Origin of the sequence: Rossellomorea sp. NPDC071047 (genome assembly GCF_050270195.1) — a bacterium.
Lineage (GTDB): Bacteria > Bacillota > Bacilli > Bacillales > Bacillaceae_B > Rossellomorea.
This window is the reverse complement of sequence record NZ_JBNNJT010000010.1, coordinates 1-20422: the sequence shown is the minus strand read 5'-3', so window position 1 is coordinate 20422 and position 20422 is coordinate 1. Positions and strand designations below refer to the sequence as shown.

At 40.2% G+C, this 20422-nt stretch carries 23 protein-coding genes and 1 rRNA gene; 1 reads left to right on the top strand and 23 read right to left on the bottom strand.

Translation table 11 applies throughout. The features are described 5' to 3' along the window. Positions 1 to 257 precede the first annotated feature (257 nt). The 12 genes from spoVG to metG form a co-directional block, all read right to left on the bottom strand. Positions 258 to 551, bottom strand: a complete 294-nt coding sequence (gene spoVG / locus ACQKFO_RS22380; RefSeq protein WP_032085215.1) for a septation regulator SpoVG — start codon at positions 549 to 551, stop codon at positions 258 to 260. A gap of 171 nt (positions 552 to 722) precedes the next feature. Beyond that, the gene (locus tag ACQKFO_RS22375) at positions 723 to 1097 is read right to left on the bottom strand and encodes a RidA family protein (RefSeq protein WP_427601188.1); all 375 of its coding nucleotides are present in this window, start codon (positions 1095 to 1097) and stop codon (positions 723 to 725) included. Between the two features lie 15 nt (positions 1098 to 1112). Further along, a complete protein-coding gene (gene purR / locus ACQKFO_RS22370; protein ID WP_148971316.1) occupies positions 1113 to 1949 on the bottom strand; it encodes a pur operon repressor in 837 nt (278 codons plus the stop codon). 71 nt (positions 1950 to 2020) lie between these two features. Further along, positions 2021 to 2875, bottom strand: coding sequence for a 4-(cytidine 5'-diphospho)-2-C-methyl-D-erythritol kinase (ispE, locus tag ACQKFO_RS22365; protein WP_427601186.1), 855 nt, complete (start codon positions 2873 to 2875; stop codon positions 2021 to 2023). Positions 2876 to 3108: 233 nt separating this feature from the next. Then, complete coding sequence (locus ACQKFO_RS22360) at positions 3109 to 3291, bottom strand: alpha/beta-type small acid-soluble spore protein (protein WP_148996577.1); 183 nt, start codon at positions 3289 to 3291, stop codon at positions 3109 to 3111. 127 nt (positions 3292 to 3418) lie between these two features. Continuing rightward, positions 3419 to 3688 carry a biofilm formation stimulator Veg gene (veg, locus tag ACQKFO_RS22355; RefSeq protein ID WP_032085220.1) on the bottom strand — a complete coding sequence of 90 codons (270 nt, stop codon included), beginning with the start codon at positions 3686 to 3688 and terminating at the stop codon, positions 3419 to 3421. 569 nt (positions 3689 to 4257) lie between these two features. Continuing rightward, positions 4258 to 5136 (bottom strand): sporulation peptidase YabG, encoded by an 879-nt coding sequence (yabG, locus tag ACQKFO_RS22350; RefSeq protein WP_427601183.1) that lies wholly within the window; start codon positions 5134 to 5136, stop codon positions 4258 to 4260. 243 nt (positions 5137 to 5379) lie between these two features. Then, positions 5380 to 6258 (bottom strand): 16S rRNA (adenine(1518)-N(6)/adenine(1519)-N(6))-dimethyltransferase RsmA, encoded by an 879-nt coding sequence (gene rsmA, locus ACQKFO_RS22345; RefSeq protein ID WP_427601181.1) that lies wholly within the window; start codon positions 6256 to 6258, stop codon positions 5380 to 5382. Further along, on the bottom strand, positions 6251 to 6811 hold the full coding sequence (rnmV, locus tag ACQKFO_RS22340; protein WP_427601179.1) for a ribonuclease M5: 561 nt from the start codon (positions 6809 to 6811) through the stop codon (positions 6251 to 6253). Before rnmV ends, rsmA begins: the two co-directional genes overlap by 8 nt. A 119-nt stretch (positions 6812 to 6930) precedes the next feature. Beyond that, positions 6931 to 8160: a ubiquitin-like domain-containing protein gene (locus ACQKFO_RS22335; RefSeq protein ID WP_427601240.1), complete on the bottom strand. Its 1230-nt coding sequence runs from the start codon at positions 8158 to 8160 to the stop codon at positions 6931 to 6933. A gap of 253 nt (positions 8161 to 8413) precedes the next feature. Beyond that, positions 8414 to 9181 carry a TatD family hydrolase gene (locus ACQKFO_RS22330; protein ID WP_113971030.1) on the bottom strand — a complete coding sequence of 256 codons (768 nt, stop codon included), beginning with the start codon at positions 9179 to 9181 and terminating at the stop codon, positions 8414 to 8416. A gap of 326 nt (positions 9182 to 9507) precedes the next feature. Continuing rightward, on the bottom strand, positions 9508 to 11466 hold the full coding sequence (gene metG, locus ACQKFO_RS22325; RefSeq protein WP_427601177.1) for a methionine--tRNA ligase: 1959 nt from the start codon (positions 11464 to 11466) through the stop codon (positions 9508 to 9510). 485 nt (positions 11467 to 11951) lie between these two features. Between metG and ACQKFO_RS22320 the strand changes: the two genes are divergently transcribed. Further along, a complete protein-coding gene (locus ACQKFO_RS22320) occupies positions 11952 to 12233 on the top strand; it encodes an AbrB/MazE/SpoVT family DNA-binding domain-containing protein (protein ID WP_044340639.1) in 282 nt (93 codons plus the stop codon). Positions 12234 to 12305: 72 nt separating this feature from the next. On the opposite strand, the gene rsmI is transcribed toward ACQKFO_RS22320, so the two are convergent. The 11 genes from rsmI to rrf form a co-directional block, all read right to left on the bottom strand. After that, positions 12306 to 13178 carry a 16S rRNA (cytidine(1402)-2'-O)-methyltransferase gene (rsmI, locus tag ACQKFO_RS22315; protein ID WP_427601174.1) on the bottom strand — a complete coding sequence of 291 codons (873 nt, stop codon included), beginning with the start codon at positions 13176 to 13178 and terminating at the stop codon, positions 12306 to 12308. Positions 13179 to 13202: 24 nt separating this feature from the next. Beyond that, entirely contained in the window at positions 13203 to 13958 is a 756-nt protein-coding gene (locus ACQKFO_RS22310) for a tRNA1(Val) (adenine(37)-N6)-methyltransferase (RefSeq protein WP_427601172.1), read from the bottom strand. 122 nt (positions 13959 to 14080) lie between these two features. Continuing rightward, positions 14081 to 14455, bottom strand: coding sequence for a DNA replication initiation control protein YabA (gene yabA / locus ACQKFO_RS22305; RefSeq protein ID WP_299746420.1), 375 nt, complete (start codon positions 14453 to 14455; stop codon positions 14081 to 14083). 14 nt (positions 14456 to 14469) lie between these two features. Further along, complete coding sequence (locus tag ACQKFO_RS22300; RefSeq protein ID WP_324746204.1) at positions 14470 to 15297, bottom strand: stage 0 sporulation family protein; 828 nt, start codon at positions 15295 to 15297, stop codon at positions 14470 to 14472. Positions 15298 to 15304: 7 nt separating this feature from the next. Continuing rightward, a complete protein-coding gene (gene holB, locus ACQKFO_RS22295; RefSeq protein WP_427601170.1) occupies positions 15305 to 16288 on the bottom strand; it encodes a DNA polymerase III subunit delta' in 984 nt (327 codons plus the stop codon). A gap of 17 nt (positions 16289 to 16305) precedes the next feature. Continuing rightward, a complete protein-coding gene (locus tag ACQKFO_RS22290) occupies positions 16306 to 16746 on the bottom strand; it encodes a YaaR family protein (RefSeq protein WP_427601168.1) in 441 nt (146 codons plus the stop codon). Between the two features lie 15 nt (positions 16747 to 16761). After that, positions 16762 to 17091, bottom strand: a complete 330-nt coding sequence (locus tag ACQKFO_RS22285; protein ID WP_044340646.1) for a cyclic-di-AMP receptor — start codon at positions 17089 to 17091, stop codon at positions 16762 to 16764. Between the two features lie 132 nt (positions 17092 to 17223). Beyond that, positions 17224 to 17856 carry a dTMP kinase gene (tmk, locus tag ACQKFO_RS22280; protein WP_427601166.1) on the bottom strand — a complete coding sequence of 211 codons (633 nt, stop codon included), beginning with the start codon at positions 17854 to 17856 and terminating at the stop codon, positions 17224 to 17226. Positions 17857 to 17874: 18 nt separating this feature from the next. Continuing rightward, positions 17875 to 19290, bottom strand: a complete 1416-nt coding sequence (locus ACQKFO_RS22275; protein ID WP_427601164.1) for an aminotransferase class I/II-fold pyridoxal phosphate-dependent enzyme — start codon at positions 19288 to 19290, stop codon at positions 17875 to 17877. A 130-nt stretch (positions 19291 to 19420) separates the two neighbouring features. Further along, positions 19421 to 19621 carry a sigma factor G inhibitor Gin gene (locus tag ACQKFO_RS22270; RefSeq protein WP_262372023.1) on the bottom strand — a complete coding sequence of 67 codons (201 nt, stop codon included), beginning with the start codon at positions 19619 to 19621 and terminating at the stop codon, positions 19421 to 19423. Between the two features lie 706 nt (positions 19622 to 20327). Beyond that, a 5S ribosomal RNA gene (rrf, locus tag ACQKFO_RS22265) occupies positions 20328 to 20422 on the bottom strand; the annotation flags it as partial.

The window sequence follows — 20422 nt, the reverse complement described above, 5'->3', positions numbered from 1 at the left end:
CATCATAGAAAAGCGGAGGCGGCTTGCCCAGGCCCGAAAAGCATAAGACGAACCTGCCGGAAAGGCGCTCTTTGCCTTAGTCAAACATCCCTGCCCAAATTTTTTACCTTAAGATGCAAAAAAATATTAATTATAGGTTTCATCTCTATAAAAATAGGGGTATACAAAAAACGTAAGAACCGCCACTTTTAAATACCCGGCTCTAAAGACAAAAAAAAGAGCCTTACAAAAGTAGGCTCTTGATGCTATAGATCTAATTAGGAAGCCCCAGCTTCTTCTAACTCAACTTCTTCTAGCTCACCTAGACGGTGATACTCAGCTAAGACGGCATCTTGGATCTTGCCTCGAGTACCTGAATTAATTGGGTGAGCAATATCACGAAATTCCCCATCTGGAGTTCGCTTGCTTGGCATCGCTACAAATAAGCCATTGTTCCCATCAATCACGCGAATGTCATGAACAACAAATTCATTATCCAGCGTAATAGATGCGATAGCTCTCATGCGACCATCGGTGTTTACTCGGCGTAATCTTACGTCTGTTACTTCCATTCTGTTCACCACCTTTTTCCCTAGATGAAATCTACTCTATGTATTCAACGAATTATTTAGATATTCCTTCTTAAATTGTAAAATTTTTTGAAAAGTTTTATTTTTTATATCCAGTCATCTATTTCATTTGAACTACACTTCCTTTTTGACACAAAAAAACACCCGTGAATTTTACTTCACGAGTGCGATTACTTCGATCTCAACTAAGGAATCTTTAGGTAAGCGGGCTACCTCTACACAAGAACGAGCCGGCTTGTGATTACTAAAATATTCCCCATACACTTCATTGATCGTACCAAAGTCATTCATATCCTTAATGAATACAGTGGCTTTCACCACTGTTTCCAATGATGCTCCAGCTTCCGATAGTACGGCTTGAAGATTACGGAACACCTGATGCGTCTGTTCTGCTACATCCCCTTCCACCATAGTACCTTCTGCTGTCAGAGGTATTTGACCTGAACTGTAAAATAAATTATTTACGACAATCCCCTGTGAGTATGGACCAATTGCTGCTGGTGCTTGCTTAGTAGAAACTACACGCATATTAAATGCCTCCCCTTATGGTAGAAATGTTAAATTTGATTGAAAATAATTTCCTTCTGTCAATGAAATCTGTTTATCTTTTTCATTCACATCAGACAATTTTAACAATGAAACATAATCATCCACTAGTCGACCATCGATACTATTGGATTCAACTAAAACACCTATTCCGGATAAAGTAGCCGAGAACTCTTCCAGTAAGTTCTTCATACCGTTGATGGTTCCCCCTGCCTTCATGAAATCATCGACAACCAATACTTTAGACCCTTCCTTCAAACTTCTCTTTGAAAGAACCATGGATTGGATCCTCTTCGATGAGCCTGAGACATAATTAATGCTCACAGTCGATCCCTCTGTTACACGGCTATCCCGTCTTACGATGACCACCGGTACATTTAAGTATGAGGCAATTGCATTTGCAATCGGTATCCCTTTTGTCGCTACTGTCATGATGACATCAATATCTTTCTCAGCGAAAGCAGACGCCAGTAATTTCCCGACACTTTTCATAAGCTGAGGGTTACCCAGCAGGTCGGTCATGTAAAGGTATCCGCCTGGTAATAAACGATCTGAACTTTCCAGATGAACACAAAGCTCATCTATCATTTCTTTTGCTTCCTGACTATTTACCTTTGGAACATATTTCACTCCACCGGCTGCCCCTGGAACTGTTTGAACAGTCCCCACACCCCGTCCTTCAAATGTTTCCTTTACTATCGTCAAGTCCTCACTGATGGAAGACTTTGCAGAACCGTACCGTTCAGAGAAAAAAGTTAAAGGAACAAGTTGGTGGGGGCGTTCTAATAAATAATGCGTCATATCAATTAATCGTTCACTACGCTTAAACTTCACCAAAGAAACCTCCTAAATCCGAATATTATAATGTAAATATATCATTAATATACGGATTTCGGCAAGAGCTCTTAATCTCCCAGCATGCGCACAGCGAACACTTGATCACAAAAACCTCTTAAACCATTATAGATTCGATGAAGTCTTGATTCATATTGCACTAATCCATATACCGTCGGTCCGCTACCGCTCATTAGAACAGCATCGGCACCAAAACGCTCCATTTGGTCCTTGATTTGAGCCACTTCAGGGTGCATATCCAACGTGACCGACTCAAGTACATTCCCAAGATTGGAGCATATATCATGATAATTTCCATGTTCTAAAGCTGAAACCATGGCGTTTGTATTCGGATGGGTAATGTTTTTCAAATCCAAATTTTTATAAACATCTGCTGTTGAAACCCCTATTGTTGGTTTTGCTAATATGACCCAGCAATTAGGCGGGGCTGAAAGATGTTTGATCTTCTCGCCTCTTCCTGATGCTAAAGCTGTCCCCCCGTAAACACAGAAAGATACATCTGAACCAATTTCGGAACCAAGCTCTGCCAGCTCATCCATGCTGAGACCTAAATCCCATAATCGATTTAACCCTTTTAAGGTTGCTGCCGCGTCACTGCTCCCGCCTGCTAATCCTGCTGCTACAGGTATCACTTTATCAATGGAGATCGCTACCCCTTTTTTGATATTCAACCTCGTCTTTAAAAGCTGTGCAGCCTGATAGGCAAGATTTCTTCCATCGTCCGGCACAAATCGATTATGCGAGAGAATCTTAATCGTATCATCAGAAAGATTCGTAAGCTCAATTCTATCCGCTAAATCAATTGTAGTCATAACCATCTCAACTTCATGGTAACCATCTGAACGTTTATGTAAAACATCAAGTGATAGGTTAATTTTTGCCGGCGCCTTCACTAATAACCTCATATCATCACCTTCTTACCAATACTCTTTGTTATATTGTATCATACACTTATTATTGAGAGTGTTAACTTCTAAACATACTCATACAAGTATGTTATTTTATCACGTAAAGTACTGATAGGAAAGATTGTCTTGTCTTTATTAAAACAGGGGCCACCTGAAAAGCACTACACTTTTAAGGCGACCCCCTGTATATGGTACTGATAAAAGATGTAATCCTGTATGCGTGAAAAGAGTTAGTGAGGACGATTTTCAGATAATTGCTGACTTGCGAGCTCTACTGCGCGCTTCACCATATTACCTGCATCCCGTGACGTGATTCCACCCCAACCATCTTTCTGAACAACATCATAAAATCCCAATTCCTGAGCGATTTCTTCTTTTAATTGATCAGACATGATTCCTCTTCTTCTGCTCATAAGTCTACCTCCTTTAGATGTACCACACGTTTAGTATGTGTACAAAAGGACAAAACATAACAATGGAGAATCCTACTCTATGTACTTCCTTGAAAATTGGGCAAATAAAAAAGCAGCAAACTATTGTCTACTGCTGGCTAAAGATGATATTTCCTGTTGCTTCATCATAAAATGTTAATTGAACTGTCTCAGTGAGAACATCTGCATAGCTGTAAGAAACTCGTTCGAACGCATTCTCTTCTTGATCCAGTTGAACCACGAATACAGAAGGATACGTTTCGGCTAGAACACCTGAACGCTCAATTGTTTTTCGACGTCCACCGTTTGCTTTAAGCATTAAACGTTTCCCAAGATTAGAATCAAGGGATCTTTTAATGTCGGCTAATGTTTTTGGCATTTCGCTTCCACCTCACTATAATCAAATATAACACATTATGTAATTTTAGTCAAATAAATTTATTATTTTAACAAGAACATGGAACACCTGTCAATATATTTTATTCAACAAAAAGTACGTTTTTTCTACACACCTAACATTCCCCAACCTTTGAGAAATTATGTAAACAATAAAAGCGAAGGCGGCTTGGTCAGGCCCGACAAGCATAAGGCGAGGGCACCGGAAAGGCGCTCTTTGCCTTTTTGGTGCCCTTGACTTATGACCTCGAGGGACTAGCCGCCGGAGCTGGATAATAGAAAAGCGGAAGGGGCTCGCCCTGGGGCGACAAGCATAAGACGAGTAACCCGGAAAGGCGTTCTTTGCCTTTTTGGGTTACTTGGCTTATGACCTCGAGCCCCAAGCCCCTGGAGCTGGACACATAGAAAAGCGGAAGCGGCTTTGCCCAGAGGCGACAAGCATAAAACCTCACTAAAAAACCCACCTTACTATTCTATACATCTAAACACCAAATAGACCTTACAATTCACGCAGTAAATTGTAAGGTCTATTTGATTTTTGTCGAACATTCCCTAATCTTCTTCAGTAATTTTATATGGCATTCCTGTACGAAGGACACCCTTCGTCTCTATTCCGCCAAGCCCTTTGTCCCCTGTTAACGTATTGCGGATGACGTCCCACACATTTACTGAATCCTTAAACCCCGTAAAACAAATCTTGGCCACGATATACACAGGGTCCAATGCATGAATATTGACTCTGGACGGGGAGCTGGCAAAATTGGCTCCAGCGTGGATCAATGATTCAAAGTGGGATTGACAAGCACCAGCAAAGATCACTAATTGATCCAGATGGGGAGATTTGCTGCGTGCTTCCCGCACGGCCTGAACAAAATATTTAGAATGTCGATAAGCGTTAATATCACCTTTGGTCCCTTTCGCCTTGGAATAGGCATCGTGACCGGTCAAAACAATAATATTTGGTCTATATTTATCGATAAGCGCCCCAATCCTTTCAGGCATCTCTGTCTCACTACAGTGAACACCTTTTACCGGGACACCAATTTTTTCATAAAGATCTAGACACTTTCTTAAATAGCTTGGATCTCCATCAAGATGAAGCACTTTCCCTGGAACCTGGAAATAGTTATAATCGTCTCGATAAGCGTTTGTTACCCTATATTCCTGCTTATACTTGAGAAGCTCTATATCCTGACGAAATAAGTCAAGAGATTGTTCCTCCTTTGAACGAAACTCCTGCGTAATACGTTCCTGCTCTCTAGGGTCCATCTTCTTCAAATCATGAAAAGGAGCATCCGCTATTAATCGAAAATCTTCACCATACAGAACTGCCGTTTTTTGGCCATCTATCATGCGGATATCAATCACCCTGAATAAAATATCACATTGATAGGAAAGACGGCCTACGACATCATTGATCTCGATATTCACATCAGTCACTCCCGTGGGCTAAACATTCGTTAAATCAAAAAAGGAAATAAATAAGCCGAGGAGGATCAACGTTTGTTATATCCTTCTCAACAGGTTCCTTATCCTTAATTAAGTAAATATTCCCTGTGATAACCTATGCACCCCTCTGATATTCGGTGTCAATAAAATGAGGTTACCCTGCTCAATACACGGAAACAAAAAAATGGCTAAACGCACTTTCACGTTTAGCCATCTATGCAAGCTTTAATTAAAGTTCGGGTATAACGCATCACTCAACCGGCCGAATTCCTGTATCGACAGTGTCTCTCCACGTCGTGTGGGTTCAATCCCGGCGGAAGATAAGGCCTCAAGGATCATGTCTTTCTTTTCCTTTCCTTGGGGAAGCTGACTGCTTAGATTGTTCAGGATGGTCTTTCTTCTTTGAGCAAAAGAAGAGCGTGTCACGGTAAAGAAGAAATCTTCACTGATCACCTCGACAGGAGGCTTCTCACGCTTCGTTAAACGGATGACGGCAGAGTCTACATTCGGCTGCGGCATAAAGACCGTTTTCGGGACAGTCATGACCATCTCGGCCTCTGTATAGTACTGTATGGCAATCGAAAGAGATCCGTACGCTTTTGTTCCGGGCTGAGCTGAAATACGGTCCCCTACTTCTTTTTGAAGCATGACACAGATGCCTCTGATTGGAAGACGCTCCATCAACAGCTTAAGAATGATAGGTGTAGTGACGTAATAAGGGAGATTGGCCACTACCATAATGTCTTCGAACCCTTCAAATTCTTTGTTAATAATGGATTCTACATCCGCCTCTAATATATCTTCATTGATTATTTTAACGTTTTTGTAAGGGGATAGTGTATCGCCCAGAATAGGAATCAGTCGCTGATCGATTTCAAATGCGACGACCTTTCCCGAGGTGCGCGCAAGATGTTCTGTTAATGCACCGATTCCAGGTCCAATCTCAATGGCTGCGGTTTTCTCAGATAAACCTGCGTATTCCGTTATGTTCCTGAGGATATTGGGATCGATCAAAAAGTTCTGACCCAGGCTCTTTTTAAACGAGAAACCATACTTACCTAATATCTCTTTCGTGCGTATCGGGGTGGCAATATCTTTATGCATTTTCTTCCTCCTGAATAATTTCCATTAAAGCTTTTTTAAACTCTTCTTTTTGAATATTGAACATCCTTAATCGTTTATGCAGCTGTTTTCCATTAGTGTATCCGATTCTAAGCTTCTCACCAAGAGCAATTCTTCGATCTTTCGCTTGGGAACTGCCGATTAAACCAGCATCAATCAAATCGTCTTTCGAAATGACTTCTTCCTGCTCAACATCCAGCACATGAGCCTCTCTTAAAGACTCTCTTATGATATCTGACGAAGCATGCTCTACACCTATTCCTCTTCCTGACTTTGGCAGTGCATCCTTCTTATGTACAAAGGCATGCTTACAACCCGGTACCGCTTCACTCACAATCTTCCGGATACGTTCACCCGGGTAGTCAGGATCGGTAAAGATGATTACGCCTCTTTTTTCCTGGGCATGTTTTATTTTTTCTATAGTAGCCGGAGACACAGCAGAACCATTCGTTTCAATCGTATCAGCATTGACAGCACGTTGAATGGCTACCGTATCATCCTTTCCTTCCACTACGATGATTTCTTTAATTTTCATAATTCCTCCAAAAGAATTGAAACTTTTCTGCTTTCATTTTCGTCTAATCATTGAAGACCTAAAGCTATTATAACGGTTTTCACCGATAAATAAAAAAAAGCAGGAGAACACCCCTGCACTTAGTTTAATATTTTTACTTTTATTGTTTTTCTTCCCCAACGATAGGCATCTGATTTAGACGGGAAGAATACATCAATTTTGTTCCCTTTGATTGCGCCACCTGTATCTGCAGCTACGGCATAGCCATAGCCCTCTACATATACCTTTGTTCCTAAAGGAATGACAGAAGGGTCCACTGCGATCACTTTAACATTCGGATTTGATTTCAGGTTGATTCCTGTAGCTGTATAGCCTGAGCATCCGTTACATGATGCTGTGTAAGCTGTAGAGCTCACATAAAACTCTCTTCCTCCACTTGGAGCAGCTGAGGCTGTTGCAGATGAATTAGATGATGAACTACCACGTGAAACTTGAGCCACTAAAACCTTTGTTCCGACATTAATGATTTTATCCTGGCTTTCCTTCACTACTTTTTCACTGACTAACTTTCTGGAAACCTCTTTGCCGTTTTCTTTCACTACTTCAAATTTCTTTTCAACCAAGCCATTTTTACCCTCTTGAACGACCTTCTCTTTTCCTTTTGAAAGATCGGAATCCTTCTTGGAAATAACGGTGAAATCCTGTGCCTCTTCCACTACATCGGTGACTTTTTCAACTCGAACGACATTTACGACATCATTTGCTTTAACAACTTTGTCTAAACTTGGTTCAACACGGTCTGATTTCTTTAGTGTAATTCCTTGTTGCTTTAAAAAGTCAGCGACCGTAGTCGAAGTAGACCATACCTTTTGTTCTTTTCCGCCGTTCACAAGCTTAAGTGAAAATGCGGTATCAATCTTTATGTTCATGTCCCCTGTTACTTTTTCTGATAAGCCGGGTTTGACCTTATCATGTTCTCCTACTTTAATTTCATTTTCAGAGAGTATCTCTTTTACAGTATCAGCAGTCGTCCAGACCTTTTTCGCCTGATCCCCTACTACTACTTCTACCTGTTTTGCCGGTTCCCAAACAATGTTCATGTTATTTGAGACCTTCGTATTCCCCGAAGGGTACAAATAGTCTTGTGAGCGGGTTGAAATCTCTAATTCTTTTAATATATCTTGAATTGTATTCGCATGCGTCCTAATCTCTTTTTGCTCGCCGTCTAAGGTCAATGCCACAGTGTTTTTAGATCCTTCATAAAAAAGAATTCCAAATACAGCTGCAGATGTTACCAATGTTCCGATTGTAACAATCCATTTCCTTCGACTCAAAGACTTGGAAAACAGGCTTTTCATGGTCTTAAACATCATGAAAAACGCCTCCTTTTCTCGGAGTGATTATATAGAGTAATCCAGTGACTGTCAACCCTTACTTCTTTTAACTTAATCTAGCAAAATATTGAAACCCAGGGAACATAAAACATATTATGCATAAAAGAAGAGAAAATGAAAAGAGAGAGTTATCGACACGATTATCCTATGAAACAAGAATCCTATGTAGAACTTTTTGTTTTTATTATCTATTTGGACAAGCTCTCTCAATTCTCGACAATATCTGATGTCAGTTTATGTTGAATAACTTTTTTGCATTTTCGGTTGTTATGTTCTCTACTTCTTCTAATGATACTTCCTTTAGCTCCGCAATTTGTTCTGCTACCAGCTTCACGTATGCAGGCTCATTTCGCTTCCCTCTGTTCGGGTGAGGTGCTAAATAAGGACAGTCTGTTTCGATCAGAAGCTTTTCCAATGGAATTTCTTTTGCTACTTCTTTTGGCTTTTTCGCATTTTTAAAGGTTACGGGACCTCCCAGGGAAATGTAGAAATTCATATCCACACATTCTTGAGCAATTTCAGGACTTCCGCTGAAGCAATGCATGATCCCTCCAACTTCCTCTGCTCCTTCTTCCCTGAGGATATCCACTATATCTTGTGTGGCATCACGGTTGTGTATAATAATTGGGAGTTTTACCTTTTTAGCTAAATGAATTTGTTTTCGAAACACTTCTTTTTGAACATCTTTTGGTGATTTATCCCAGTGATAATCGAGTCCCATTTCACCTATGGCAACTACTTTAGGGTGGTTTGAGAGCTCTTCTATCCAAGCTAAATCTTCATCCTTCATATCAATTGCATCCACTGGGTGCCAACCGATGCTGGCATATAAAAATTCATATTGCTCAATGAGCTCCATCGCCCGGTTAATCGTTGGACGATCAAAGCCGACGACCACCATCTTTTCAACTCCAGCTTCTCTTGCTCTTGAAATTACCTCCTCCAGATCTTCGTCAAATTGTTCAGCATTCAAATGAACATGTGTATCAAATAGCATGTAAGACACTCCTTGTAATAAAGATAAGTTTAATATAAAAAAGCATGACAAGCATCACATTCATGTAACATTCACATTACATATTATGGTTTCTATGGATATTTTTTATTACTCCTGTTTCACTCACAGTTACTCTTCATTCTATCTACTTTAGTCACAGAACCAAAACAATCTGTTTCTTTCTACAATACTATTTTCTAAATATAGTATTGATTTCAAGAAATACCTAACATAACGATTGTCATTCCATATTTTCATTATTTCAATAAAATAAAGGGATGTTCCACGTGGAACATCCCTTTATCGATAAAAGCATAAAACCTTACTTATTTTACTTTTGTTCCATTTGGTAAAGACTGGTCGATTGAAGCAAGAGACAGCGTTCCATTTTCTTCACCAGCAAGAATCATTCCTTGTGAAAGTTCTCCACGCAGTTTTACCGGCTTCAAGTTTGTCACACAGATCACTTTTTTTCCAACCAGTTCGTCCGGCTGATAGAATTTAGCAATTCCTGACACAACTTGTCGTTTTTCAAAGCCAAGATCCAATTGTAGCTTAAGCAGTTTATCCGCTTTTTTAACCGGCTCAGCTCCTATGACTTCCGCTACTCGAAGCTCAACTTTCATGAAATCATCGATTCCGATTTCCTCTGATTCTTCTTTAGCAGGCTCCTTCTTTTCTTCAACAGCAGGAGCAGACCCTTGCATTTTCTCTTTGATGAAGTTTACCTCTTCCTGAAGTTCAAGTCGAGGGAAAATCGGTTCTCCTTTTTTCACCACTTCCGTTCCTGCCGGGATAGCTCCGAAACTCTCCAGGCTTTCCCATGTGTGCATTTTTTCTTCATGAAGGTTCAATTGTTCAAATATTTTCTTAGGAGTTCTTGTTAGAAACGGTTGTAAAAGAACAGCGACTCTTCGTAATGATTCAGCTAAATGACTCATCACACTGCCGAGCTCTTCTTTTTTGCTTTCGTCTTTAGCAAGGGCCCAAGGCTGAGTTTCATCAATATATTTATTCGTGCGGCTGATTAACTGCCAAAGACTGGACAAAGCTACAGAGAACTCCATGTTTTCCATTGCTTCTTCATATTTATTCACTGTTTCTTTGTTCATATCCAGGAGGGCTTGATCGAATTCACCGTTAGAATCAACATAGGTTGGAATGACACCGTCAAAATATTTGTTGATCATGGCCACTGTCCGATTTAAAAGGTTTCCTAAGTCATTTGCTAAGTCGAAGTTGATTCGTTCAACAAATCCTTCAGGCGTAAAGACTCCATCAGAACCGAATGGCACTTCTCTTAACAGGTAGTAACGAAGAGAATCAAGGCCGTATCGATCAATAAGGGTAACAGGATCAACTACATTTCCTTTTGATTTAGACATTTTGCCGTCTTTCATGAGAAGCCATCCATGAGCGAAAACCTTCTTAGGAAGCGGAAGATCTAAAGCCATCAACATGATTGGCCAATAAATTGTATGGAAACGGACGATTTCCTTCCCGACCAGGTGAACATCCGCTGGCCAGTACTTTAAGTAATTTGTATCTTTCTCACTGCCGTAACCCAGAGCTGTAATATAGTTGGACAGGGCATCGATCCACACGTAAATGACATGCTTGGGATCTCCCGGTACTTTCACTCCCCAGTCAAACGTTGTTCTTGAAACAGCCAAGTCTTCTAAACCAGGCTTGATGAAATTATTCACCATTTCATTCTTTCGGGACTCAGGCTGAATGAATTCAGGGTTTTCTTCATAGTAAGCAAGAAGGCGGTCAGCGTATTTGCTCATTTTGAAGAAATACGATTCTTCCTTCACTTTTTCAACGGGTCTGCCGCAATCAGGGCAGTTTCCGTTTTCTAATTGACGCTCAGTAAAGAAGGATTCACATGGTGTACAATACCAGCCTTCGTACTGGTCCAAGTAAATATCACCTTGTTCGACAAGCTGATGGAAGATCTTTTCCACAATATCCTTATGACGCTTCTCTGTCGTACGGATAAAGTCATCATATGAAATGTCCAGTTTTCCCCATAAATCTTTAATTCCACTAACAATCCCGTCTACATATGCTTGAGGAGTAATTCCTTGTTCCTGGGCTTTACGTTGAATTTTCTGTCCATGCTCGTCCGTTCCTGTCAGGTACATGACATCGAATCCACGCATTCTCTTATAGCGGGCCATTGCATCACCGGCAACCGTGGTGTAAGCATGTCCAATATGTAAATTTCCACTTGGATAATAAATCGGTGTTGTAATATAGAAGGTGTTCAACTTTTCTTCCACTTTCCGTTCCTCCTCTTTTTTTCTACCCCCATAAAGCCATAGGGGCCTCCGTATGGTTTATAGTGGCATAAATGTACGTACATCCATTATCTGCGCCTTACCTATCATCTTAACCTCTTATCTCATCAAAATATACCTAAAATAAAGGGTTTCTGCAACTAAACAATGTTGAATCTATAAATTGTCGAAACAAGTGAGGGTTTTTGTCTAATTTTGTCGAATATATGGATTATATAAAGATAATTCGACATAACTTTCACTTATTACTTTCATTACAATAATATTTAATTGGTAATACATTTATTTACAATAAAGCGTAAAGCTTATTAAAACAACACTTTTCCATCCATTTTTTCTTAAAAATTTACAGATATAATTATTGACGATATTCCTAATCGTTGGTATGATAGAAACAACAAAAGAAATTTGTCGAATATTGACGAACTAGAGAGATATTAATATATTTATTTGGAGGAGATTTTCAAATGAAGTCTACAGGTATTGTAAGAAAAGTTGATGAATTAGGTCGTGTCGTTATCCCAATCGAATTACGTCGTACATTAGGTATCGCTGAGAAAGATGCTTTAGAAATCTATGTAGATGACGAAAGAATCATCTTAAAGAAATATAAGCCAAGCATGACTTGCCAAATCACTGGAGAAGTTTCTGATGATAACATCAAGCTTGCTAACGGTAAATTGGTTCTTAGCCGTGAAGGTGCAGATCAGTTACTAAAAGAAATCCAGGATTCACTACAAACGAAATAATTTGTTGTTAACATATCAAAGGCCTGAGTGACTAGACTCAGGCCTTTTTTTATTTTGCATCTCGTCATTTTCCTATTCAACATGAAAAGCTTGATAAACTTCCCGTTTTGGAAGGGAGCGTTCTTTTGAGACTTGTTTGATGGCTTCTTTGGAGGTCATGTTTTTTTCGTTCATGTAATGCTGCACATGTTCCAGAAGCGAGTATTTGCTCCACCAGGAGTCTTCCTCTTCTTTTTCCAGCGGATCCGCTCCTTCAATTAATAAGCAGAATTCACCTCGTACTTCCCCATCGTTTGCCCATTCCATTACTTCTTCCAGGGTTCCACGGATGAATTCCTCGAACTTCTTCGTGAGCTCACGACAAACAACGATTTGTCTATTTCCCAGAGCTCCATATAGCTCTTTTAATGTTTCTTTTAATCTGTGTGGGGATTCATAAAGGATGAATGTATCTTCCAGCGTTTTTAGTGTATCCAGTTCCGCTCTTTTGTCTTTCTTCCCTCTATGTAAAAACCCATAGAAATAAAATGGCTGCGGAGCCAATCCTGAAGCGATCAAAGCCGTTAGAGCAGCGTTCGCCCCCGGCAATGGAATGACAGCAATTTCGTGATCGATTGCTTCTTTCACCAGTTCGTAACCCGGATCCGAAATGGATGGCATTCCTGCATCACTTACTAAGGCAACGAGCTCGCCTTTTACCATACGTTCAATCAGCTTCTGTCCGCTCGTCTCTTTATTGTGCTCATGATAGCTGATGATAGGCGTATCAATTTCAAAGTAATTACATAATTTTTTTGTATTTCTTGTATCTTCGGCAGCAATCACTGCCGCTTCCCTCATCATGCGGATTGCGCGAAACGTCATATCCTCTAAATTCCCGATCGGTGTAGGGACAAGATACAAGCTTCCTTTTTCACTATCTTGAAAGCTTTTCTGCTGGTTCATTGAATAGCTCACCTCCTCATTTCTTTAGTCCTTATCCTCATTCTTTCCAAATAGCATATCATATACTTCCTTTGAATATTTATTCTGTTCATCGTACACATAAAGGGGTGGAAGGATTTTTAGGTCCGGTTTCCCATCTTTTATTCCTTCTATTAAGATGGTGTTGGCTTCTCTTCCTGGCTTAGGATATACAAAGCGCAATCGTTTTGGCTCGAGACGATGCTTCCTCATCAACGAAAGAATGTCCATCAATCGACCTGGACGATGGACGAAGGAAGCCTTTCCTCCTTGCTTCAGAAGATAGCTTGAAGCTTTAATGGTATCCTCTAGGGAACAAAGGATCTCATGACGGGCGATCGCATAGTGTTCGTTGACGTTTCTTTTATCACCGGGTGGAGTATTAAAGTATGGAGGATTACAGGTTACGACATCATAGTGTGAATGATGAAGGAGCTGATCAATCTCCTTCACATCCCCCAGCTTCATGGATATTTGATTTTGACGACCATTATACTGGACGCTTCTCTGTGCCATATCAAATAATCTTTCTTGAATTTCCACCCCCGTAATTTCAACGTTGGTTCTCGCACTTAGTAATAAGGGAATGATGCCGTTACCCGAACATAGATCAACCACTTTGCCTTTATGAATCGGTAGATAGCTGAAATGGGCCAATAGTACCGCATCTGTTGAAAAGGAGAAAACAGATGGACTTTGAATGATCCTCATATTTTCAGCCAATAAATAATCTAAACGTTCATCTTCTTTTAACTCGACCATAGGTTTCCTCCAGTTTTCTTCTATTATTAGTTGTTACGGTTTAAATCACTAAAAAGGACCAATCCTTTTTTCATGGATCAGCCCTTTTTATCTATATGCTGTTCAGAAGAATGAAGAATTCCTCACTTCTTGTTCAAGAAAGAGAGGCAGAATAAACAATCTTCATCCTTCCGTGGACTTCCGAAATGAATATTACAAATATGAAATCCTTCCTGGTATAATCGAGCAAGGTTGTCATACCCTTCTCCTATATCCAGTGTTTTATCTTCTAAGTCTGACTCACTCGTTGTACCCGCATCGCTGTTTGTTTGTACCTTTTTTGGTGAGTTCTCTGTTTGTTCCAGTCTACGGCGCAAATGCTCATTTTCAAGCTTCAACGAATTATTCTCTTCCAACATTTCAGCTAGACACTGCTTGAGCTCACCTAATTGATGATATAAATGACCAATTTGTTGTTCCATGTTACTGACTGAATCAAAGAACTCTTTTTTATCCACGACACTACACCCCGTTACTCTGTGGCTTGGAATGATACGGCACCCACGTTCATGATTTCATCTAATGTGAATTCCAGAACCCGCTCTTCTTCTTTAATATCCACTTGAAGAATACGTTCCAGAATATTAAGACCTACCACTTTACCTTTTCCATGAGGTGTCTTAATCACTTCTCCGATATCAGGTAATTCCGCTTTCGCTGCTTCATACTCGTCATTCTCGTATTTCAGACAGCACATCAAACGTCCGCATAAACCTGAAATCTTCGTTGGATTAAGGGATAGATTTTGATCCTTCGCCATCTTGATGGATACCGGCTCAAAATCACCTAAAAAGGTAGAACAACATAGCATGCGGCCACAAGGACCAATACCACCCAGCATTTTTGCTTCGTCTCGAACGCCAATCTGACGAAGTTCTATGCGCGTACGGAAAATGGAAGCTAGATCTTTTACTAGCTCTCGGAAATCAACTCGTCCATCAGCCGTAAAATAGAATATGACTTTGTTACGATCAAATGTATACTCTACATCTACCAATTTCATATCTAATTGATGCTGATTAATTTTATCACAACATACATTGTAGGCTTCCGTCGCAGATGATTTGTTCTCATCTACGATTAACCGATCTTTTTGATCAGCGATACGAATCACTTTCTTCAATGGAAGCACTACATCATTTTCTCCGACTTGCTTTCTCTCTACGACTACTTTTCCAAATTCGACCCCGCGAACGGTTTCAACGATTACATAAGAATCTTTCTGAATATCCAATTCACCCGGATCGAAATAATAGATTTTACCCGCTTTTTTAAAGCGTACACCTACAACATCGTACAAAGGACCATCACCCCTGCAGTTTTAGCATAAGCTGTTCTACTAGCAGCTGCGAATTCATATTGGCGTTTAACTTGCGTTTTGCTTCAAGTATCGCCGTCATATTAGTAGAAAGACGATTGGTAGATACTTGAAGTGCGTTTGATTTCCAGTTTTCCTTTTGGTCCGGGTACACGAGCTGTTCTTCTTTTCCTAACTGGATATGAAGTAAGTCTTTATATATTAGAAGTAAAAGATCTAATGCTCGATCGACTTGATCTTTTTCTTTGAAGTGCTGTACAAAATCCTCTTGTATTTTGACCATTGCTTGGAAGGGACTTTTCTGGAGGACTTCATATAATTTTAACACTATTATTCTTGCTTGTGCAAACCACTCATTTTGACATATTTCTACAGCTTCCTCATAATGGTTCGTCAAATTGGCTGCAAGCGTCGCAAAATGGGGTTGTATCCCCTCTTCCAATAACTGTTTTGTCAGCTGTTCTTTCGGTAACGGCTTAAAGGAAATCGTCTGGCACCGTGAAAGAATAGTAGGCAATATGCGATGAATATTTTCTGTGATGAGAATCGCTGTGGTATCAGCTAACGGCTCTTCAAGAAACTTAAGCAGGCTATTAGCCGCATTCGCTGTCATTTTATCTCCATGAACGATAATGTAAATCTTCTTCTTGGATTCTACACCTGTTTTCGAAAACTCTTCTTGCAAGCTTTTAATCTGATCCTTCTTGATCGAAAGACCGTCCGGCTCTACCATATGCAGGTCCGGGTGATTCCCATGATTGATCCTTTTGCAGTTGGAGCAGCTTTCACATGCCTTTCCATCTGCTCGGTTTACACATAGCAATGCTTTTGCAAACAGGATGCTCATTTCCTTCTTTCGTGTCCCTTTTTCACCCTCGAATAAATAAGCATGAGCGACACGATCCTTCACAATACTATTCTGAAGCATCTGAAGGACGACGGGCTGAAATGGTTGTATCTCTTCAAACAACATGTCTTAACATCACTCTCTTACATATAAAGATTAATAAGCAATCCCTTTATTTCACCGATTTTCCCTAATATATCAATGGATTTCTTTTCTTTATCCAATACATCTTCCGCCAGTTCAACAAGCTGTTGGTCGATGGTTTCTACTATATTGAGCTTTCTGCCTTCACCATATTGATTCCACGTATGAGACTGCTTCAAATCCATCCCGAAATCTACGGCTTCACGCACAAATTTCTTGACCAAGGTTTTATATTTTGCAAGATCTTTAAATGATCTTGATTTGGCTAAACGACTGCCGGCATCTTCTATTGTGACGAGCAATTTACTGAGCTGTTCCATCTGCATTTTCTGATCGTGCTTATGAACAAGCTGCCCGAATTTAACTTGACCTGTTCCAATAGATTTCTGGTCTTTCGTTACTTTATCTAAGGAAACCCGATGGTCCTGGTTAATTTTCATAGGTTAAACCTCGCTTTAAAACTGATGGAATTGCTCTACAGGAAGAACGAATACGGTCGCTCCACCAACGGCTACTTCAACAGGGTAAGGCACGTATGAATCTGCATTCCCACCCATGGGAGAAACAGGAGCCACCATCTGATCCCGTGACTGACAGTTTTCCTTAATAACCTGTAACGCTTTATCCACACGAATATCCTCTGTACCAATAATGAACGTGGTATTCCCGGACTTCAGGAAACCGCCTGTACTAGCTAATTTTGTCGAACGAAAATTATGTTCCATCAGGGCATTAGACAAACGATTGCTATCTTTATCCTGTACAACTGCCATAATTACCTTCATTAATCAATTCCTCCGTTTTAAAGCCATTTACTTCCTTCTATTATATCATTGAACAGGATCTACATACATGTTTCATCTAAAAAAGAGACGGACTTCTTAGCACCAATTTTTGCTTAGAAGTCCGTCTTAAACCTACTTGTTTAAATAATCGGTCACGATACCATATGCATCACCAAATACAGCTTCTTTGCTCTGGCTGGCATCTACGACTTGAATGCGATCGGGATATTGTTTTATTAACTTTAGATACCCTTCCCGGACGCGCGTATGGAAATCAACCGATTCCAGATCTAACCGGTTCACTTCTCTTCCGTTATGTATCGCAATTCTCTTTAACCCCTCTTCGGGATCGATATCAAAGTATAACGTTAGATCCGGCATCTTATCCTCAATGGCAAATTGATTGATATTCATGACCTCTTCCATGCCGATTCCACGGGCATTCCCTTGATAAGCAAGTGAACTATCAATAAAACGATCACAGATCACTATCTTTCCTTCTGCGAGTGCGGGTATCACTTTTTCCACCAAATGCTGTCGTCTCGCTGCAGCATATAAAAGAGCTTCCGTCCGTTTATCCATTTCCGTGTTCCCCGTATTTAATATCACTTCTCTAATCTGTTCAGCAATCGAAATGCCTCCAGGTTCCCTCGTCTGAATGACATCGAAGCCATCCTGTAATAATCGGTTGAAAATTTTCGTTAATATCGTTGATTTGCCGGCTCCCTCAGGACCTTCAACTGTAATAAACAATCCTTTTGACATGTCTTTCCCTCCACTTGCTTATCGGTACACAAACACACGATTTTCATCTAAGCGGTGATGACCTTGAATGTTTGCCTTATTCTTTATATACTCTGTTAAACGCTCGATGGCGTGAGAGGTAATTCGTTCTCCTGGAATCAATAAAGGAATTCCCGGCGGATAAGGTGTGACCATTCCCGCTGAAATTTCTCCTTCTGCTTCATCAAGGGGAATGAGCACTCCTGCTTTCTCTTCCATCTCCTCAAAGCTTAATGCCAAAGTAGTAAACAACTCTTGGCTATTTGAACGATTTGTTTCATGCTTCTTTATCTTTTCTATTATCGGTTCATTCCCTAAAGCCTTATAAATTCGGCTGACCGCTTCATAATAAGGAAAAGAACGATCTTTCTTCAGTAATGGAAGGATCAGTAATACATAATCGGGGTCAGCAAGCTCAGGGTAAATTCCCTCTGCTTCCAATAACCTTTGAAGAGTATACCCAGACCTTCCCTCCAGTCTAATGACAAGCTTTAGTGGATCATCCGTCCGCTTTACAATGAGTTGAGGATGTCCCCCCTCCAATGCTTGTACAAACTTGTTGATCACTTTCAGGTTTTGATCCTTTTCTTCTTGTGTAAAAGTCCCGATATAGGATCTGGCATAATCAAGGGATGCCATAATCGGATACGATGGACTACTTGATTGTAGCATAGTTAAATACTCTTTCACCTTACGCTCACTCACTCTGGAGCTTGTAATGTGTAAATATGACCCCATCGTCATGGCCGGGAGCATCTTGTGAGCCGAATGGACGACAATATCCGCTCCACATTCAATTGCAGACTCCGGAAAAGGGCTGCCCAATGTAAAATGAGCACCATGCGCCTCATCGACGATACACGTTACATCATGTGTATGTAATTCTTCTATAATTTGATCGATATTGTACGTGAACCCATAATAAGTGGGATAAGTCAGGACACACGCCTTCACCTGGGGAAATGCCTTCAATGCTTCATTTATAGCATCAAGTCGCATACCAAGGGCATTCCCTCCGTCGTTCCACTCTGTTTCTATTAATATAGGAACAGCCTTAGCAAGCTTGATCCCATTTAATACCGACTTATGACAATTCCTTTGAACGAAAATGTGATCTCCCGGTGAGCATGAAGCAAGAATGGCAGCAAGATTCCCTACTGTACTTCCATTCACTAAAAAATGACTCTTCAACGTCCCATATACATCCGACAGCAAGTCCTCTGCTTCACGTATCGCCTCATGAGAATCATGTAAATCATCCAATCCGCTTAACTCTGTAACATCAGATTGATAAAATGGTTGATCATCCATCAATAAACCATTTTTATGACCCGGCACATGAAAAGAGATGGGCTTGGCAGATCGATGCTTCTCTATCGCCTCAATAAGAGGGGTTCTCCTCTGATCTCGTTTCATACTCTAAATCTCCTCAAAATAAATATCCACTCATATCGTATCACAACCACGCTGTTCCATGCTCCGCGGAACAAGGAAAACTTTTTACCTATTAATATCAAAAAAAATCATAACCAATAGTACTACCTGGTTATGAATAGATTTGAGGAGTATTCACTTTTTTTAATCGTTGAACGAATGTTTTATACAAAGGATCATTTGTTTCTGTCTGAACCATTTCTTTCTCACATTCTGTGCAGATAAACGATGTGTATAGATGGATTCCAACCTTCTTATCAACGTGACAAACGATACACTCTTCTAAAGCCGCCTTACGCTCCGGATTTAACATAGGGCTCTCCACCTCCATACAACCTATTCTGCCTCAAATCCACCAATTGTATACATTATTTCAAACTTTTAAACTGACAGAATAATCAAGTGTAATTTATCTTATGTTACAATCGCCCTGTCTGTGTATGTCTCTATAAAAAAGATTATGGAAAAAAGATATTGGGTGAGAATTGTTGCTGAATTCATTTAAAAGAAGGATAGATATTGGTGGGAAATGGAGATCATTTTTGGGCATTTGGAAAGTTGATCATTATATTTGGTCGGGTAATGGATGTGGTATGTCCCGGAGGTGCGGATAGAAAGCTATGAAGCTTGCAAAATCGTATTAGTTAAGTTGTTTTTGTGTGAAAATGTGACGCATCTTGAACGTATGTGCCTGTTTTAACGATGCAAGTACCGTTCGTTTAGGTATAACTTTGCCTTGATTTGTGATAATTGCGTCGTTTTGTTATTTTATGCGTCGGTTTAGACCTTTATTGCGTCATTTCTTTATTTTTTGCGTCGTTTTCGGCCCTTATTGCGTCAATTTTTCGTTTTATGCGTCTTTTACCAATTATTACCTAACCACTCGTGTAATTACCAGCTAGTTAAATTATCTTTTCCAAAGCTTAGCTTTATAGAGGATTGATGTTCAATCCAGACATCATTTCCATACATTCAGACCACAAAAAAGAGTAACTCAATGAGCTACTCTTTCACATATCGCCTGGCGACGTCCTACTCTCACAGGGGGAGATCCCCCAACTACCATCGGCGCTGAAGAGCTTAACTTCCGTGTTCGGCATGGGAACGGGTGTGA

Excerpts from the sequence above, each read along its gene's own strand:
- ispE (WP_427601186.1), bottom strand. The coding sequence starts at position 2,875 with ATGAGGTTATTAGTGAAGGCGCCGGCAAAAATTAACCTATCACTTGAT.
- ACQKFO_RS22290 (WP_427601168.1), bottom strand. The coding sequence starts at position 16,746 with ATGAAAATTAACCAGGACCATCGGGTTTCCTTAGATAAAGTAACGAAA.
- rnmV (WP_427601179.1), bottom strand. The coding sequence starts at position 6,811 with ATGAAAATTAAAGAAATCATCGTAGTGGAAGGAAAGGATGATACGGTA.
- rsmA (WP_427601181.1), bottom strand. The coding sequence starts at position 6,258 with ATGCATAAAGATATTGCCACCCCGATACGCACGAAAGAGATATTAGGT.
- ACQKFO_RS22320 (WP_044340639.1), top strand. The coding sequence starts at position 11,952 with ATGAAGTCTACAGGTATTGTAAGAAAAGTTGATGAATTAGGTCGTGTC.
- ACQKFO_RS22285 (WP_044340646.1), bottom strand. The coding sequence starts at position 17,091 with ATGAAGGTAATTATGGCAGTTGTACAGGATAAAGATAGCAATCGTTTG.
- spoVG (WP_032085215.1), bottom strand. The coding sequence starts at position 551 with ATGGAAGTAACAGACGTAAGATTACGCCGAGTAAACACCGATGGTCGC.
- ACQKFO_RS22330 (WP_113971030.1), bottom strand. The coding sequence starts at position 9,181 with ATGCTATTTGATACACATGTTCATTTGAATGCTGAACAATTTGACGAA.
- ACQKFO_RS22310 (WP_427601172.1), bottom strand. The coding sequence starts at position 13,958 with ATGGTCGAGTTAAAAGAAGATGAACGTTTAGATTATTTATTGGCTGAA.
- ACQKFO_RS22375 (WP_427601188.1), bottom strand. The coding sequence starts at position 1,097 with ATGCGTGTAGTTTCTACTAAGCAAGCACCAGCAGCAATTGGTCCATAC.
- ACQKFO_RS22275 (WP_427601164.1), bottom strand. The coding sequence starts at position 19,290 with ATGAAACGAGATCAGAGGAGAACCCCTCTTATTGAGGCGATAGAGAAG.
- tmk (WP_427601166.1), bottom strand. The coding sequence starts at position 17,856 with ATGTCAAAAGGATTGTTTATTACAGTTGAAGGTCCTGAGGGAGCCGGC.
- veg (WP_032085220.1), bottom strand. The coding sequence starts at position 3,688 with ATGCCAAAAACATTAGCCGACATTAAAAGATCCCTTGATTCTAATCTT.
- ACQKFO_RS22360 (WP_148996577.1), bottom strand. The coding sequence starts at position 3,291 with ATGAGCAGAAGAAGAGGAATCATGTCTGATCAATTAAAAGAAGAAATC.
- rsmI (WP_427601174.1), bottom strand. The coding sequence starts at position 13,178 with ATGAACCAGCAGAAAAGCTTTCAAGATAGTGAAAAAGGAAGCTTGTAT.
- ACQKFO_RS22335 (WP_427601240.1), bottom strand. The coding sequence starts at position 8,160 with ATGTTTAAGACCATGAAAAGCCTGTTTTCCAAGTCTTTGAGTCGAAGG.
- holB (WP_427601170.1), bottom strand. The coding sequence starts at position 16,288 with ATGTTGTTTGAAGAGATACAACCATTTCAGCCCGTCGTCCTTCAGATG.
- ACQKFO_RS22270 (WP_262372023.1), bottom strand. The coding sequence starts at position 19,621 with ATGTTAAATCCGGAGCGTAAGGCGGCTTTAGAAGAGTGTATCGTTTGT.